This is a genomic window from Legionella sp. 39-23 (assembly GCF_001897665.1).
Taxonomy (GTDB): Bacteria; Pseudomonadota; Gammaproteobacteria; order Legionellales; family Legionellaceae; genus Legionella; species Legionella steelei.
The window spans coordinates 14557-31622 of record NZ_MKTO01000039.1 but is presented as its reverse complement, the minus strand read 5'-3'; the positions used below and the strand labels follow the sequence as shown (position 1 = coordinate 31622).

Below are 17066 nucleotides of genomic sequence, written 5' to 3'. Positions count from 1 at the left end.
ATGAAGTCTCTTTGCCAAAAGACTTTGATATGGTTCATATTATTTCTCTGCCCATTGAGTCTTTATGCACAAGATGATGCAGAAGTTTGTCAATGGGTAAAAAAAATTCTCTTAAATACTTTGTCTATAGATTACAACTATAAGGCCGATGATGATTCAGAGTTGCGTAAAAATTACACTAAAGATGGCTGGAATGCTCTGTCTGATTTTCTAGGCAATTATATTAATGTTGTCAGGGAACAACAGCTTACACTTCATCCTGTATTTACTATAGAACCATTTGTTACTGCAAAAGGGATTGCTTTAAAAGAAATCCATTATTGGCGCGTTAATGAAGTGGTTTCAATTCCCGAATTAAAGCTTACAATTGCTTTTTCCCTGCTCGTTATTGAAGCGAATCCAACACCCAATGGACATTTCCTTATTCAAAGCATGGATATGATTAAGAAGGATAATTCATGAATATCTTGACCCGCTTTAAATTCTTTCTCTGGAAATTTGGTCATTTCAATGTGCCGTTGATTGGTCATTTAAAACCCCGACTAATCAAACTTACTGATACGGAAATCATTGTTTGTCTGCCTTTAAGGCGACGCAGTCGCAATCATTTAAATTCTATGTATTTTGGTGCACTGAGTGTTGGTGCTGATTTAGCGGGAGGTCTACATAGTTTTTATCATGCCAACCAAAAACAAGTGGACGCCTCTATTGTTTTTAAAGCCTTTCATGCACAATTCTTACGTCGCCCGGAGTCTGATGTCTATTTTGTTTGTCTTGACGGAGCCAAAGTCGAAGCGATGTTAGATGAGTCTCAAAAAACCGGCGAACGTGTGACTCAACCTATCGAGATCAAAGCCTATACAGATTATCCTGCCCTCACTGAATTGGTTGCAGAGTTTATTTTGGAATTATCAGTAAAAATACGCACTTAATCCTACTGTAAGTATGATGTTTACAAAAGTTATCACTATTTTATCGATAAATACAGTCGAAAATATTGTCAAATTGAGGTATTATTAGTACCGACTAAGTAGTGCCAATAAAACCTCATGAATTCATTAGGCTACTGTAAATGATATTTGAAGAATATATAAAATTATTAGAGTCATTTAAGCACAACCAGATCTCAAAAATACTGGAGCAAATTGACACTAAGGTTTTTGACCTTCTCTACAGCAAGCATGTTAGCCCGCAAATAATTCCTTATTTCCCTCATTACGAACTGTGTTTGATGTCGGACGCAACCAAATTGGAAGCCGGCAAATTATACATAAGAGAAAAAAATGGAAAAATAGCCTATTCAGTGATTACCCCCAAGAATGAAGAGGTCAAGGATGTTATTTTAGAAGATCTCGATGCACCAATCCCCTTCACATACAGCATTGGCTTAATACCCGACGACATACCCCCAGAAAAAGGCTCATTTTATGCGCGTATAACGGATGTGGGTCTTGAATACACTGTTCTTGATCCCAAAGGAAAATTGATAAAGGCAGTAATAAAAAAAGAAGAATTAAACATTAATTTACGCCCAGATTTTGCGCCTAAAGACCTTGAACCCTTTATGCCTGAAATTCTTAGTATTACTTCAAAAAGGCATCATACCTTTCCTTTTTCATCCAAGACATTACTATTTCCTTTTAAATACAAAATTGGCTTAATGCCCGACAAAATCATCCCCCCCAAAGGTTCATTTTATGCCCGTATAACGAGTGAAGGTCTCGAGTATACTGCGCTTGATCCCAAAGGAGTAGTGGTAACAGATGTAATAAAAAAAGAAGAATTATCTCTTAATTTACAGCCAGGCTTTGCTCCTAAAGACCTTGAACCTTTTATGCCCCAAATTCTTAGCATTACGTCAAAAAGGAATCATACTCTTCCTTTTACACTCGATGCGTTTAGAGCGCGGGTATTGTCAGCGGCGTCAAGAAAAGGTGATGCTAAGTGGGCCCCTTTTACCAATTATGAGCTTGATCCAGATAATATTTCCCAAATCAAAAAACTAATCAATGCACTTTATTATGCACGCCTTACTTTTTTAGATTTAGAGCATATCGATGTCAGAAACGCCAAACGAAGTTATTCTGATCTGCAATCGCTCTACAGCAAAACAATAAATCTGGCTTACGAAGCAAGCTATCTGCTGACACATCTAGACGTTGATTTAAGAGACATGTTTAATGAAGAACTGGCTCTTATTTTACCTGTATTAAATCAAGTCCAGACTTTTGCAGCAAACCACGACAAAGAACAACAGGCGATAGTAAAAGCACTCGAACCCATGCCACTGGCTTTCCAAGTAGGGGAAATAGCAGGAATCGCTGCCGATCAAATGCGGCCTATTAGTGGTGATATAGATTATAATTTTCTTACCCAGTTTAGTATGGTTTTACCAAGTTATATTGGTAAATTAACTAAATACATAGAACAATTTTCTTCAGACATTAAAAAATCAGAACCCAAGCTTAACCAAAAAAAGCTAGCCGAGCTCCAAAAAGCAGCACTAAGCCTATTGAATGAGATAGAAAATTTAAAAGGAAACCGTGTTATGGTTTCGCTTAAATTTTTAAATTATATCCATATAATTAGTAACATCATTACCTTATCCATGAGTACTTTAGAACAAATTGGAGAGCTTAGTGAATCATCTCAAGATCTAATCCGCAATAAATTAGAACAACTCAAGTATGAGGTTTTACCTACTTTATTTGGTTTGGCCGATAAAATTGAAGATAACGCCATGCTTAAGCCTGGCACGTTGTCTGTTCCTTTAATGGAAAAAATCAAAACCTTGTACAAAGCAATACTTTATCTACCTAAAAAAGTAATTGATTTTAAAACGAAAGGAGCAGATCTACTCGAGATAGAAGATCCGCACTTTATCGAATTAAGATTGGAAATGACTTATAAAAGGATCGATAAGAACAATAAAGAATTATATAAAATTGAAAAAGCAAAAGACGCATGCAAACAATTTTTTGCAATATTAAAGAGTGAGCGTTATAAAAACCTGCGTCTGTATCAACTTCCTCCAACAGTAAAAAAAGCGCTTATAACCCGCTATAAGCTTATTAAGCCTTATATGGCTCAGCTTGACATTGATTTCAATGAATTGGTGATCTCGGGATTGACTGGGCCTGCAAAAGAGGGCTGGTATTCTTTTATGGGAAAGCCCATACGCTGGATAAAAAAACAGCTGCCCGCAGACCATATCAGTTTTGTTTTAGCAAAAGAAGAAGCCTTAAATAATTTAATTACTAAAAATGAGAACAGCAAACTTTTTCATATTAAATTAAATAAAGACATTATTGATTCAGTGTACAAAAAAGCAAATTTGGTTTTATTCCCCTATAGTGAAAAAACGAATGTATATTCTGTTGATGAATCAATACCACTACAAATTGAGCAAGAGAAAGATAAAAAAGCCAGACTCACAAAATCAGCATTCCAAGAAATCCAAAATGCTTATTTGAATTTTGTCCAAATAATAAAAGAACAGATAGAAGCAAAACCCGAGCTCTATGCAAAAAATTTGGATCTAAGCGCGCTTGAAGCCCCAGCAAAAGAAAAGTGCCGTCTGTTATTTAATGTATTTCAACCTTATTTAGGTTCTATTACACCTACTGAATTTAAAGATTCTGCAAAAAGTTTTGAACTCTATTTATCGAACTTTTTTGCCAACAAACCGACCACAAATATCCCAGCTAAAGAGCTTTTTTTAGATCTAGATAAAAATGTCCAAAACTTTTTTGATCAACTCAATTTTGAGTGGTTCGATAAAAATGAGTTTCAGAAAGTTCTGACTGCATATACTCGCTTTTCTGAAATCGTAAAAAAACAGATTGAAACAAAGCCACAGCTTTATGGTAGTAACTTGTTGTTAACTGGTTTTGATGAGGATGCAAAAAAACAATGCCGCGAGTTATTTCCAGTTTTTCAACCTTATTTTAAATTTGCAATACCTCCTGAGCTTAAAGATTCCGCGCAAAATTTCGAAAAATATTTGACTGCATTCCTTGCAAATAAGCCAATAGAAATATTAGAAGCCCCACCAGTATCTTTGTTTTTAAAACTGGACAAACATACTCAGGAGTTCTTTGCCAAATGGAAAGATAAAAGCCTAACTTATTATGATTTTGCACATGCTAGATTTCTTGATGAAAAAGAGTCAGAAGCTCTAAAAATCAAACGTAAAGAAGATGCAACACTGCATTTTAGGACGATAGACGGCGATAAATTGCTGCTCAATCATGGACAATTAACAGCAGATCAAGCTCTTGAACTCCGCGAGTGGTATAAAAATAAGCGGAATAAGTTCCTAGTTGTAAAAAATGCATATTCTCAATTTCTCAAATTGCTCTATGAAGAAATAAAAAAGAACCCTAAAATTCAAGGAAATATATCGCACTTAAGTTATTTGAGCCCAGAAGTTAAAGCTCAGTTTCGTAATTTATATAGTATTTTCCAACCCTACTTAATTGGTTCCATACCTCCGGAACAGAAAGCAAAGGCTCTGCATTTTGATAAATATTTGGTTGCCAGCTTATCAAACGAAACTCTATTTAGAAAGAAAGCCCCGCCAATTCAAACGCTCATGCGTTTTAGAGGCTGCTTTCGGGATACTTTTATTCGCGTCTCAACTGAATGGAATCGAAGAACCGAGCGATTTTCTAACTTAACCAAGAAAAAATTTACTCGTGAAAATAATAAAACCGTGCTCAAACCCACTCCCAAAACAGGCCGAGAGCACTACGTTATCCCTAATACCGATTTTTCCAAATACATCCATGACTTCAAACAATCCTTATTTGAAGTCACCAAGCTATTTAATCATGCAATGCAAGATGCATTAACTCCTAATGCATTAAGAAAGCCTAAAATGATGGACCTATCACCCACAGCAATGTTGAGTGATGGTGTGCAAATTATATTCCCTCCATCGGCAGTACCATTTCCCGAAATGGAGGATAATAATCAGAGATTAGCTCAAAGCAAACAAGTCTGTGCATTAAAGGATATCTTTAACAGTTTGTTCCATTTGGAAGGGATTGTTCTTAAGTTAGAGGATTTAAATAATCAAAGCATTAAAAGTAGATATGTATACCATTTACTGCAAGCTTATGGACATCTTAATGAAATCATCAAGGCTGCACAGCGTTTGGCTGCTGATCCACATTTAGGATTTATAGCTCGTGATTTACTTAATAAAGCACAAAATCTTTACGCCACCCTCCAGGAACATTCTGATGCATATCAAGTTTCCCCCGAACAAGTTCCTTACGGACCAGATAAAGTACAATTCAACTCACTTTGGTATGTCCTTAATACCTTTTATATTAGCCCTAAGCATATTAGAGCCTTAAAAAATACGAACTACATGACAACCGAAGAGCTAAATGAATTGCATCTTCGCGCCAAAAAAGCAACTTTAATTATAGAAAATTTGATTAACAGTTCTGACTCTTATTTTAAATTGTTCCTGCAAACACCCAATATGATTTACCTTTACCAGGAACTCACTGCAAAACTCACTGAATTTACCAGTACGTCTCATGATGCGATACTGGACAATCTCGGGAAGATGCAATCGACAGTATTTACCCCGATGCTTCTAGAGGCAGATCGCTGGGAAAACAGGTTAGGACTCGCCCCAGGCATTTTATCCGGCCCATTACGACAAATAACGAATGAATTTTTTAAAGGGCTATTGCATCCTCTGGATTTGAAGTCGAAAACACGCATAGGATTAATTTGCGACAAGGAACCATTAGAAAAAAGAATTGCGCTGACTAAAAAACAAATCAGCAGAGCCCAAAAATATGCCAAAAAAATAGATAAAGACCACGAAGATATTGAAAATCTATATCAATGGTATCTCGAAATGACAACACCTATAGACCTTCTTGATATCACTGCTCCGCAAAAACCCAAAGTCCCATTAAATATAGCAAAAGAACAATTATGCGCTGCTTATAAAAAAGCACTTCCCAAGTTAGCAAAACTAAAAAAAGATAAAAAAGTAGAAATTGCCAGCAGTCAATACCCTGAAGATCATAAGCTGGATCAGCTATGTAATTCTGGACTTAAAGCTTATGACCCTCATTTTACTGAAATCGAGGCGTTAATCGTTGCAAGCCATCATTATTACCTGGGTTTAAAAGCAACACAGCAAATGCGGTTAAATACTGCAGAAGAACGCTTAGTTTATCTCATGAACTTAGCGCCAATCCAAAAAGAAGAGAAAACAGCTTTTGTCGAGCAGTATACAACCGAATCATTCGACAAACATTGTGCAGTCATGTGCAATCGCCATATAGGTTTAGAATATATTGATGAGGAATATAGGGGTGCGCTTAAAGCGTATTTACTCACTCTTAGAAATAACATAATTGCTAAAGCAAAAACATCTAAGGATATTGATCGAAGTATCAAAAAATTGTTGGAAATAGAAATCAGTAAATTTGAGAAAAAATTCTACGTTCAATATTATCAGCTTGATGCAATACGGGATGCTTTGACGCAATTTAAAATTTATTTCAGCTATTCTAGAACGGCTATCGCCAATCAAAGTTCAATATCTGAAAATAATAATACTTTAAATCCAAAATCAGATCTTATTGTTTTATTAGAAAAAATTGCTAAAAATCCAGCCTTGGAAATTTCAGAGCGTTTGGCAGAAATAAAAAAGAAAGTCGATGAACCTCTAACTAATTTCTCAGGAATTATTCTAGCAACACATCCGCAAGTAGAGACCTTTAGTTTTGCTTACTTAAAAATGTGTTTTTTATCATTGCTTGAGGCATTGAATTTGTATACTCCTACTCGACAAAAGCTTCATGATAATCTTAATGACGCCGTTCACAACCCGCCTGAAATCAGTGTACTCACGAAGCGCTTTGGCCTATTTGCTGCAACAAAAACAGCTAAAGATGCAGAACCCAAACGATATGATGCCCCAGCTATGCCAGCCATCAGCTCTACTGCTCCATAATTATCTCAATTCAAAAGCCACCACCAGATTAGCCCAAAGACTCCTCTTCATCTAGATGCTCAGCAGCAGCTATTTTCGTATGATCTGCAGCTAACAACAAATACATTGATGGAACAACAAAAAGAGTAAATAAGGTCCCAATAGAAATCCCCATTGCAATGACTAAACCAATATTATAACGACTCTCCGCTCCCGCTCCTGTAGCAACAATTAAGGGTATAACCCCTAAAACCATAGCCGCAGTAGTCATCAAAATAGGACGCAAGCGAATTGCAGCAGCTGCTTTTATGGCATCTAATTTCTTTTGCCCCTCTGCCTGCAAATCATTAGCAAATTGCACAATCAAAATACCATGTTTGCTAATAAGGCCAATCAATGTAACCAAACCAACCTCGCTATAGATATTTAGCGTCGCGCCGCCAATGCCTAAACTGATAAAAATCATAGCCCCACAAATCGACATGGGGACACTAATCAAAACAATAAGCGGGTCGCGGAAGCTTTCAAACAAAGCGGCCAATGACAAAAAGATAATAATTAAAGCAAAGAAAAAAGTAACGATAAGGTTAGCACCTTCCTGGATATATTGACGTGATTGGGCAGCATAATCGATGTAATAACCTTGAGGCAGAACCTGCTTGGCAATCTTAGCAAAAGTATCCAAGGCTTTTCCCATAGATATGCCCGGATAGGCAACGGCAGAAATTGTAGCGGAATTAAGCTGTTGAAAATGGTTTAATGATTCAGGCACAATCTGTCTTTGTAAACTAGCAACTGTGGAAAGGGGTATTGAAGCGCCAGAAGATGTCTTGATGTAATAATTCAATATTTGATCCGTGTTTAAACGTGTTTCCCTTTTTACTTGTGGAATAACCTGATAAGAACGACCAACAAAATTAAAATAGTTGATATAACCCTCACTTAAAGCAGAGCCAAACACATTCCCAAGATCTTGCATGGTCAAACCAAACTGAGATATTTTATCGCGATCTAAATTAACTCTTGTCTGCAATTGGTCGATTTTGAGGTCGGGATTAATATAAGCATAAATACCTGACTCATAAGCCTTGTCCAAAATTCGCTGTAGCACGATGTTTAATTTGTCGAACGTTTCTGTCGTAGTAATAACAAATTGAATGGGCAATCCACTTCCCCCTCCAGGCAATGAAGGTAACTGAAACGCTGCCACTTTCGCTCCGGCAATCTTATCAAGTTCATTTTGCACTAAGGGTTGTAAATCATTCGATGTACGTTTGCGTTCATCCCAGGGTTTTAAGACCATACCAATAATCGATGTATTCAGGCCTTGATAACCATCAACTTGGAAAATGTGATCCGTTTCCGGGAATTTTTTAAAAATGTCATTCACTGCATTTGCATAAAGTTGAGTTTGAGCTAGGGAAGCGTTCGCTGGTGCAGTCACCTGAGCAATGACAATCCCCAAATCTTCTTGAGGAGCTAACTCGTTCTCCGAAGTAATAAAAAGAAAATAATTACTGCACAAAATAATGATTGCAAAGAAAATGACGACTGACAGATGATTAAATGTTGCAGACAAAACTCGTGCATAAGATTTCTCGAGCTTTGCAAACAAATTATCAACATAAGTCATAAAACGCCCTTTAACGCCCCCATCCCCCATTTTTAGGAATTTCGAACACATCATAGGAGATAAAGTTAATGCAATTACCGCCGAAACAGTAACAGCACCTGCGAGTGAAAAAGCAAACTCGGTAAATAATGCTCCAGTTAACCCCCCCATAAATCCAATAGGTAAATAAACCGCAATTAAAACTACCGTAATTGCAATAATGGGATTTGCTAGTTCACGCGCTCCTAATAAAGCAGCTTTCAAGCGTGTTTGCCCTTCCTCTATATGGCGTTGTATGTTCTCAACAACAATAATGGCATCATCGACTACCAGTCCAATAGCAAGTACCAAAGCCAACAAGGTAAGCAAGTTAATTGAATACCCCAAAATAAGCATAATCCAAAATGCCCCGATCAAGGATAAGGGAATAGCAACAAGTGGAATAACAACGGAGCGAATTGATCCAAGGAAAATAAAAATAACACCGGTTACAATTAAAAATGCTTCTAATAAAGAAAAAATCACTTCATATATAGAAGAGTGAACGAATAAACTGGCATCATATACAATGTTTCCTGATAGTCCTTGAGGGAATTGTTCCTGGATGCTTGGAAATATTTTTCTAATCTCATTAATTACCGTCAACAGGTTTGCCGAAGGCGCAACAACAATTCCTATATAAACTGCTGTTCGTCCATCAAAACTCACCGATGAATTATAATTTTGCGCACCTAAATCTACAGTGGCCACGTCTTCTAAACGAATAATCGCTCCATTTTGAGCTTTAATAACCATTTTCCTGAATTGGTTGACATTAGTTAGATCCGTACCGGCAGTAAGATTTTGAATAAACATTTGTCCATCAGTACGACCTACTGCGGAAATAAAATTATTATTCGCAAGAGCAGTTCCTACCTCTGCTGCCGTAATTCCATATCCAGCCAGTTTCACCGGATCCAACCAGGCACGTAAGGCAAATGTTTGATTTCCTAGAATTTGGGCATTCTGCACCCCATTAACAGCCTGTAACTTGGGCTGCACTACCCGAATTAAATAATCTGTAATTTTGTTAATCGGCAATTCATCGCTATAAAAACCAATGTACATGGAGTCAATTGTTTGTCCAACCGAAACCGTGATGACTGGTTGCAGCGCGTCTTTGGGAAGTTGATTCAATACCGCGTTTACTTTAGTAGTAATATCGGACAATGCTTTCAATGGATCATAATTTAAAAGAAGATTTACAGTAATCGTACTGGTGCTAGGCGCACTGACAGAGGTCATATAATCAATCCCATTAGCTTGGGCAATGGAATTCTCTAATGGCGTAGTAATAAAACCAGCAATAACATCAGGGTCTGCCCCCGTATAAGTGGTCGTTACAGTGACAATGGCATTTTCTGTAAATGGATATTGCATTACCGGTAAAGAACCAATAGAACGTAGGCCCATTGCTAAAAGCAACAAGCTAATCACTGTAGCAAGCACAGGTCTTTTAATAAAAATATCGGTAAACCGCATTTATCTAATCCTTAGATTATTCTTTATCTAACTACTCACTTCATAATGCATCTGAGTCTGGGCTACTATCTCCCGACTATTTTTGGCGATGCGTCATTACTTGGCTGTATTTTATTATTAATAAGAACATGGCTACCATTCTTAAGTTTCAATTGACCACTGGTTACTACAATATCCCCCTCATGCAAGCCTTGTAGGATAGCAATTTGATCGCCCCGGGTCTCTCCAACCTTAACAAAAATCTGTTTGACCACAAGAACTGGCTTATTATCTTTATCTTTTTGGCCACTGTCTTTAACTAAAAAGACAATATCGCCATAGGGGTTAAAACTAATGGCTGATTGCGGTAAAGTCAGAAAACTTTGCTTCGCCCCGGTTTCAACTTCAACTTGAGTAAACATACCTGGTTTCAATTGATAATCAGGGTTAGGGATAGTAGCCTCTACCTGCACATTACGAGTAGCACTATCGACAATAGGTTCTATGGTAGTAATTTTTCCCAAAAATACTTTCTTGGGGAAAGTATTGGTAACAACCTTCACCGTTTGCCCGAGCTCTAACTGAGCCAAATCTTGCTGCGGCAAATAAAAATCAGCATAAAGAGGATCCAATGCCTGTAAGGTCGAGACCGTGTCTGCTACATTAAGATATTGCCCTGGGTTGGTATTGTTAATACCCAATTGCCCATCAAAAGGCGCGCGAATTGTCTTTTTTTCAACAGTTGCGGCTTGCTGTGCCACTTGAGCCTGTAAATTTTTGAGATTCCACTCATCGGTATCGACTACTTGCCTACTCACTGCACGCACAGCATATTGCGCCTTGTCACGATTATAAGTAATTTTTGCTAATTCAACCTGTGCTTGTAATGAATGTAATTGTCCCAGCTCCGCATCTGCATTTAATTGCACCAAAACAGTGCCTTTTTTAACAATAGATCCTGGAGTAAAATAGATTGTTTGTACCATGCCTGCCAGTTCTGTTGTGACATTCACACCAAGACGTGCACGCATGCTGCCTACCGCTTTAAGCGTAGGTTGCCACAAGGAACTCTCAACTTTCATCGTAGACACCGTTACTGCAGGCGACTTATTCTGAAGAAAATATTGTTGCATCATGTAGTTACCAAAGGCCTTCCAACCAAAAATCAGACCAAACAAAAGGCCAACCGCAACCAACATAATAATCATCTGTTTTTTCAAAAATATCTCTTTCATCATAGACACTCTTTGACACACCAAGGTTTATGCCACCAGCCCCCACCTAACGCTTGGAATAATGCGGCTGTATCACTGTAACGCGTAGCTTGTGCCTGAATACGGCTAATTCGAGCCTGTTGGTACTGCTGTTGCGCGTTTAATAAATTTATATAATTCACGCCCCCCAAATGATACTGCTTTAGCGTGAGATTTAAAGAAGCGCGAGCCGCGCTTTCAGCATTTATTTGCGCTTGCAGGGTGCGGGCATCGACTTCCAAGCCCCTTAAAACATCTGCTACGTTCTGAAAAGCTTGCAATACAGTTTGCCTGTACTGAGCCGCAGATTGCTGATATGCCGCAATTGCAGCGCGTCGTTGCGCCAGTAAAGCGCCCCCACGAAATAAGGGTTGTAATACCTGGTTACTTACGGACCATACATTATTTTTTGCGATATAGAGTCCCGAATAGGTGGTACCAAGCCATCCTTCATTAGCACTGAGCGTAAATTGCGGAAATAAATTGGCGGTTGCTACTCCAACTTGAGCACAAGCCTGATGAAGCGATGCTTCAGATGCGCGCACATCCGGACGTTGGCGAACAAGATTCGAGGGCAAACTCACAGGTATCTCAATGGGTAGTTTTAAGCGGTCTAAATCAATCACCGGTAAAGGTGCATCTGGAAAAGTACCTACAAGTGCAGATAACGAATGTCTCGCTTGTGATAAACTTTTCTGTAATGGGGGTAATGTTGCTTTAGTTTGCTCAAGCAGGGTTTGTTGCGTCAGTATATTTTCTTTTGAAACAGCCCCCAAACGAAATTGTTTATTTAAAATATCGAGCACCCCTTGCTCTGTCTTAATCAGATCAAGCGTTGCATTAATTTGTGCTTGGTATGACGCCACAGCCACTGAAGTGGTAACAATATTAGCAGTCAGGGTCAGATAAGCTGCAATGACTTGAAATTGTTGATAATCAACCTGAGCACGTAATGCTTCGATTTGACGGCGTGCACCGCCAAAAACATCCAAGGTATAGGATAAATTAAATGAGGTATAATAGATGGTAAATGTGGCACTTTCATTTGGGATCCCTATTTGTGCACCTGAATAACGTTGCGTTTGCATCGAATCAGTCACATCGATTGAAGGCCACATCGAATTGCCAATTTGTTCCTTTAAGTTTTCCTGAGCTTGACGTAAAGCAGCAGATGCTGCAGCTAAATTGGGACTATTGGCTAAGCCCGTACGAATTAACTGATTAATTTCAGGAGATTGATAGAGCTCCCACCACAATATAGGAATGTCCTTATTCGTGATATAAGTTTGTGCTTGCCCACCTGCGCCGGAAGTACTTACAGTTTTTTTAGGTAATGGTTTTTCGGTATATCTTTCAACATTGGGTGGAGTAGGTGAATGAAAATTAGGGCCAACCTTACAAGAGGTTTGCAGAACGGTGCTCAGCAAAACGAAGCTCAATACTCTTAGATGTTGTTTCAGCTCACACACTAACTACAATCCTTTGCAAATCATTTAATGAATTGGGTTAATTTATCATGGATTGCTAAGGGTTGACAGTTTTAGTCGTTGTTAGATGCTTTGCAAATGCATTCTATTTGAATAATAAATGTCCATATAATATAATGATTGTCGATTATTTTCCATCCAGCAAACTTCGAGTAGTTAATTGAAGTACTGAAGGAATTAAATATGCTCGCGGTAAAAATTACAGGAATGGGGAGTTATTTACCCAGAAATAAAGTTTTGTCTTCAGAACTAGACATACAACTTAACTTGCCCCAAGGAAGTGTACAAAAAAAATCCGGCTTGATTTCACGTCACTTTGCCTCGCCTGCTGAAACAACTTCCTATATGGGCGCACAAGCTGCATTGATTGCAGTACAGCAGGCTGATATTCAATTAACAGAGATCGATGCCATCATCAGTGCTTGTGGGGTGAGTGAACAAGCAATTCCTTGTACCGCTGCGTTAATTCAAAAACAATTAGGACTAGAGCAATCAGGAACCTCTTGTTTTGACATAAACAGTACATGCCTTAGCTTCATTAATGCCTTAGATGTTGCCTCATATCTCATTGAAGGCGGCCGATTTAAACGCATTCTTATTGTATCCAGTGACATCGCCTCCGCAGGATTAAATTGGCGTGATATGGAAACATGCACCATTTTTGGTGATGGCGCTGCAGCATGTATTCTTGAAAAAAGTGATGGAACAAATCGAATTTTATCAGCACATCATGAAACACACAGCATTGGCTCCACTTTTTGCCAAATTGAAGCAGGTGGTACACGTCTACCTCCGAAGAATCCTCTAAAGAATTTAGAGCAAGGCCTATTTTATATGGACGGTAAAAAAGTATTTAAATTAGCCTCTAAATTAGTAGACAATCTTATGGAAAATCTTTTACGCAAAGCCAATCTTACTCTGGATGATATTGATTGGTTTGTCCCTCATCAGGCAAGTTTGCTGGCGATGCACCATGTGCAAAAACGATTGAACATTCCCACTGAAAAATTCATTACAATTTATCCAAACCATGGAAATCAAATTGCGGCATCGATTCCCACTGCATTATGTTCTTTAGTTGACAGCCAGCAATTACGCCGTGGACAATTAGTATTATTACTAGGTACAGGTGCAGGTTTGGCTACTGGTGGCATAATTATGGAGTATTAATGATGGTGTCTGTTGTTACTGGGGCAACGGGGTGTCTGGGGCTGAGCTTAACGCAGCGGTTAGTCGCAAATGGCCATGAAGTCATCGCGTTGGGGCGTAATGAACAGCTTGGCAAAATGATTACCCAAGCCGGCGCACGATTTATAGCAGTTGATTTACACGAGAAAGAACGATTAAAAAAAATAGCACGCGATGCCCAAACCATTTTTCATTGCGCAGCGCTTTCAAGTCCTTGGGGACGATATAAAGATTTTTATAATGCCAATGTACTTGGTACACAACATATCATTGAGGCAACACCGCCAAATACACGCTTAATTCATGTTTCATCACCAAGTATTTATTTTAATTTCACCGAACAACATAATATTAAGGAAGATGCGGTATTACCTATAAAACCTGCTAATTATTATGTAAAAACCAAATTGCTCGCTGAATCCCTGATTGATAAAGCCCATCATGAACGCGGCCTTAATGTGATCACTATACGTCCACGCGCTATCTTTGGTCCTCATGATCGCGCTATTTTACCGCGGATACTCCAGAATGAAAAAAACGGCGTTCTAGCTATTATTGGTACTGGGCAAAATATAATCGACATTACTTATGTCGAAAATGTAGTAGAAAGCTTGCTTCTCGCAGCCCAAGCTGATCAACAGTTTTGTGGTAAGAAATACAACATAACCAATGCTGAGCCCAAAGCATTAATCACGATTCTTTCTGAACTCTTTAGAACATTACAAAAGCCTTTTAAACCCAAATTTATCCCCTACTCACTTGCAAAAATGTATGCTGCGTCTCTGGAAAAACTTTATAGCCTTTCATTGACTGACAAAGAACCGCGTTTGACTCGCTACAGTGCAGCAGTTTTATGCATGGGACAAACTTTAAATATTGAAGCAGCGCAAAAAGATTTGTGTTATCAACCCAAAATCAGTATTAATCAAGGTATAGAGCGTTTTGCGATGTGGTATCAAAGAACATGATAGAGTATCAATTATTCGAAGCTGGTCATTGTAAACACTGTGAACGCATGACCCTAAAAAAAGGGCGTTGGCGGCAATGCGAATACCCAGCACTTTGTGCTTTAATCAAACACCCAACCCAAGGATATATTCTCTTTGATACAGGTTATAGCAGTCGCTTCTACACTTTAACGCAAAAATTTCCTTACTCCATCTATAGACGCTTAACTCCTGTGACGTTAAAAAAATCGCTTAAAGAACAATTAACAGAAAAAAACATTCGAGCCTCTGAGATCAAGAGTATTGTGATTTCTCATTTCCATGCTGATCACATTGGTGGTTTAAACGATTTTCCTAATGCACAATTCTTCTGTCACGCCGAAGCAATAAACGACATCCGTGATAAAACAGGAATCAAAGCATTGATACAGGGTTTTTTACCCGGACTACTCCCCAAAGATTTTTATGAACGCTTGGTTGTGTTAAAAAATGAAGTAGTCCTGGGACCTAACCTATTTCCATTTACAACTGGATTTGATCTTTTTAATGACGAACAACTTATTGCTATTCCTTTACCAGGACACGCGAAGGGACAAATCGGTCTGTATTTTAAAACATCCCAGGAAACCTTCTTAGTTGCAGACAGTTGTTGGCATCAAGAAACCTTTAAGGAATCCATTTTACCAAGTGAGTTCACCTACTTAATTCATGATAATAAAGAGGCGTACCAGCAAACCATCAACAATCTACACCAGCTTTTTAAAAACAATAAAGAGATCGATATTATTCCCTCACATTGTCAACACATCCGTGCTCGTCTTGTGGAGGGGCAACGATGATACTGAGGTTGCTTTATTATTATTTTAAAACACATTTGCTTCATAAACGCTTCAAAACCCGTGAGCAATTATCCGCATACCAAGAAAAAAGATTTAAAAAGTTAGCCAAAACAACCTTGTCCAAATCGCCTTTTTATCAACCTTATTTAGATAAACCCCTAAATGAATGGCCAATTATCAACAAAAAAATCATGATGCAGCATTTTGATGATATCAATACGGCAAATATAAAAAAGGATCATGCATTGAAATTGGCATTAACAGCAGAAAACACGCGCGATTTTTCTGCTTTAATTAATGACATCGCGGTTGGGTTGTCTTCCGGAACGTCAGGAAATCGCGGTTTATTTCTAGCCAATGCAAAAGAACGCGATGCCTGGGCGGGTATTTTATTGGCTAAAGCATTACCCCATGGATTAAAGCGAAATGAGCGTATTGCATTTTTCCTCAGAGCAAATAGTAGACTCTATACAACCCTAAGTAAAAGTAAAAAAATTCAATTCCATTTTTTTGATTTACTGGAGCATTTCGAAACCCATATAAGCCGTTTGAATACCATGCAGCCTACTATTTTATCTGCACCAACCTCTGTGTTGCTGGCTTTGGCTAAAGAAAAACATCGCTTATCAATTATGCCTAAAAAAATATTTGCGGTTGCGGAAGTTATAGAACAACGTGATGAGGCGATTATAAGCAAAGCTTTTAATTGTCAGGTGGCACAAGTTTATCAATGCACTGAAGGCTTTTTAGCAATTAGCGATAAAGAAAATAACCGTTTGTTAATGAATGAAGAGTATTTAATTATTGAAAAAGAATGGCTGGATGAAAAACGATTTGTTCCGATTATTACCGACCTGTTGCGCGCAACGCAACCAATAATCCGCTATCGTTTAGATGATGTCTTAATTGAAGAACCATCATCTGGGGTGTTTACACAATTGGCGGGAATTGAGGGGCGCATAGGTGATATTTGTTATGCAACCCAAAACAATGAAGTGTTTCCCATTTTTGCTGACTTAATTCGCCAAAAAATGGCATCATTCCCTTTTGAGTTTGATGACTATACCATACAACAACACGCTTTAAATCAGTTTACCATTCAAATCACTCCCGATTTACCAGAAAAAGAAGCCTTAATTTCTCATTTAAATGAGTTATTTCACGCCCAAAATTTCGATATCCCTTTATGGCAATGGCAACCGTACATTAAAAAGGAAATAGGAACAAAAAACCGCAGAATCCAAGCATTGCCGGGAATCTCATCATAAAA

General features: G+C 38.2%; 10 protein-coding genes. 7 read left to right on the top strand and 3 right to left on the bottom strand.

The window, feature by feature from the left end:
• The 3 genes from BGO44_RS15185 to BGO44_RS15175 all read left to right on the top strand — a co-directional run bounded on the left by BGO44_RS15185 (window position 1) and on the right by BGO44_RS15175 (window position 6991).
• Window positions 1–462: a hypothetical protein gene (locus BGO44_RS15185; RefSeq protein ID WP_273201166.1), complete on the top strand. Its 462-nt coding sequence runs from the start codon at window positions 1–3 to the stop codon at window positions 460–462.
• On the top strand, window positions 459–932 hold the full coding sequence (locus BGO44_RS15180) for a PaaI family thioesterase (RefSeq protein WP_273201163.1): 474 nt from the start codon (window positions 459–461) through the stop codon (window positions 930–932). The genes BGO44_RS15185 and BGO44_RS15180 overlap by 4 nt, the downstream gene beginning before the upstream one ends.
• A 140-nt stretch (window positions 933–1072) precedes the next feature.
• Window positions 1073–6991: an SdhA gene (locus BGO44_RS15175; protein ID WP_273201161.1), complete on the top strand. Its 5919-nt coding sequence runs from the start codon at window positions 1073–1075 to the stop codon at window positions 6989–6991.
• Between the two features lie 28 nt (window positions 6992–7019).
• On the opposite strand, the gene BGO44_RS15170 is transcribed toward BGO44_RS15175, so the two are convergent.
• From BGO44_RS15170 to BGO44_RS15160, 3 genes are all read right to left on the bottom strand, one after another.
• Window positions 7020–10103: an efflux RND transporter permease subunit gene (locus BGO44_RS15170; protein WP_273201158.1), complete on the bottom strand. Its 3084-nt coding sequence runs from the start codon at window positions 10101–10103 to the stop codon at window positions 7020–7022.
• 65 nt (window positions 10104–10168) lie between these two features.
• Entirely contained in the window at window positions 10169–11317 is a 1149-nt protein-coding gene (locus BGO44_RS15165) for an efflux RND transporter periplasmic adaptor subunit (protein ID WP_058509827.1), read from the bottom strand.
• Window positions 11317–12804, bottom strand: a complete 1488-nt coding sequence (locus BGO44_RS15160; protein WP_058509767.1) for an efflux transporter outer membrane subunit — start codon at window positions 12802–12804, stop codon at window positions 11317–11319. The genes BGO44_RS15165 and BGO44_RS15160 overlap by 1 nt, the downstream gene beginning before the upstream one ends.
• Before the next feature lie 201 nt (window positions 12805–13005).
• Between BGO44_RS15160 and BGO44_RS15155 the strand changes: the two genes are divergently transcribed.
• Genes BGO44_RS15155 through BGO44_RS15140 form a run of 4 tightly spaced genes read left to right on the top strand, consistent with a single transcriptional unit; the run spans window position 13006 to window position 17064 of the window.
• Window positions 13006–13992 carry a beta-ketoacyl-ACP synthase III gene (locus tag BGO44_RS15155; RefSeq protein ID WP_273201156.1) on the top strand — a complete coding sequence of 329 codons (987 nt, stop codon included), beginning with the start codon at window positions 13006–13008 and terminating at the stop codon, window positions 13990–13992.
• Window positions 13993–13994: 2 nt separating this feature from the next.
• Window positions 13995–14978 (top strand): NAD-dependent epimerase/dehydratase family protein, encoded by a 984-nt coding sequence (locus BGO44_RS15150; RefSeq protein ID WP_273201197.1) that lies wholly within the window; start codon window positions 13995–13997, stop codon window positions 14976–14978.
• A complete protein-coding gene (locus BGO44_RS15145; RefSeq protein WP_273201154.1) occupies window positions 14975–15796 on the top strand; it encodes an MBL fold metallo-hydrolase in 822 nt (273 codons plus the stop codon). Before BGO44_RS15150 ends, BGO44_RS15145 begins: the two co-directional genes overlap by 4 nt.
• Window positions 15793–17064, top strand: coding sequence for a F390 synthetase-related protein (locus tag BGO44_RS15140; RefSeq protein ID WP_273201152.1), 1272 nt, complete (start codon window positions 15793–15795; stop codon window positions 17062–17064). The genes BGO44_RS15145 and BGO44_RS15140 overlap by 4 nt, the downstream gene beginning before the upstream one ends.
• The last annotated feature ends 2 nt before the right edge of the window (window positions 17065–17066 follow it).

Coding starts and splice junctions, on each gene's coding strand:
- BGO44_RS15185 (WP_273201166.1), top strand. CDS start 1: ATGAAGTCTCTTTGCCAAAAGACTTTGATATGGTTCATATTATTTCTC.
- BGO44_RS15180 (WP_273201163.1), top strand. CDS start 459: ATGAATATCTTGACCCGCTTTAAATTCTTTCTCTGGAAATTTGGTCAT.
- BGO44_RS15175 (WP_273201161.1), top strand. CDS start 1,073: ATGATATTTGAAGAATATATAAAATTATTAGAGTCATTTAAGCACAAC.
- BGO44_RS15170 (WP_273201158.1), bottom strand. CDS start 10,103: ATGCGGTTTACCGATATTTTTATTAAAAGACCTGTGCTTGCTACAGTG.
- BGO44_RS15165 (WP_058509827.1), bottom strand. CDS start 11,317: ATGAAAGAGATATTTTTGAAAAAACAGATGATTATTATGTTGGTTGCG.
- BGO44_RS15155 (WP_273201156.1), top strand. CDS start 13,006: ATGCTCGCGGTAAAAATTACAGGAATGGGGAGTTATTTACCCAGAAAT.
- BGO44_RS15150 (WP_273201197.1), top strand. CDS start 13,995: ATGGTGTCTGTTGTTACTGGGGCAACGGGGTGTCTGGGGCTGAGCTTA.
- BGO44_RS15145 (WP_273201154.1), top strand. CDS start 14,975: ATGATAGAGTATCAATTATTCGAAGCTGGTCATTGTAAACACTGTGAA.
- BGO44_RS15140 (WP_273201152.1), top strand. CDS start 15,793: ATGATACTGAGGTTGCTTTATTATTATTTTAAAACACATTTGCTTCAT.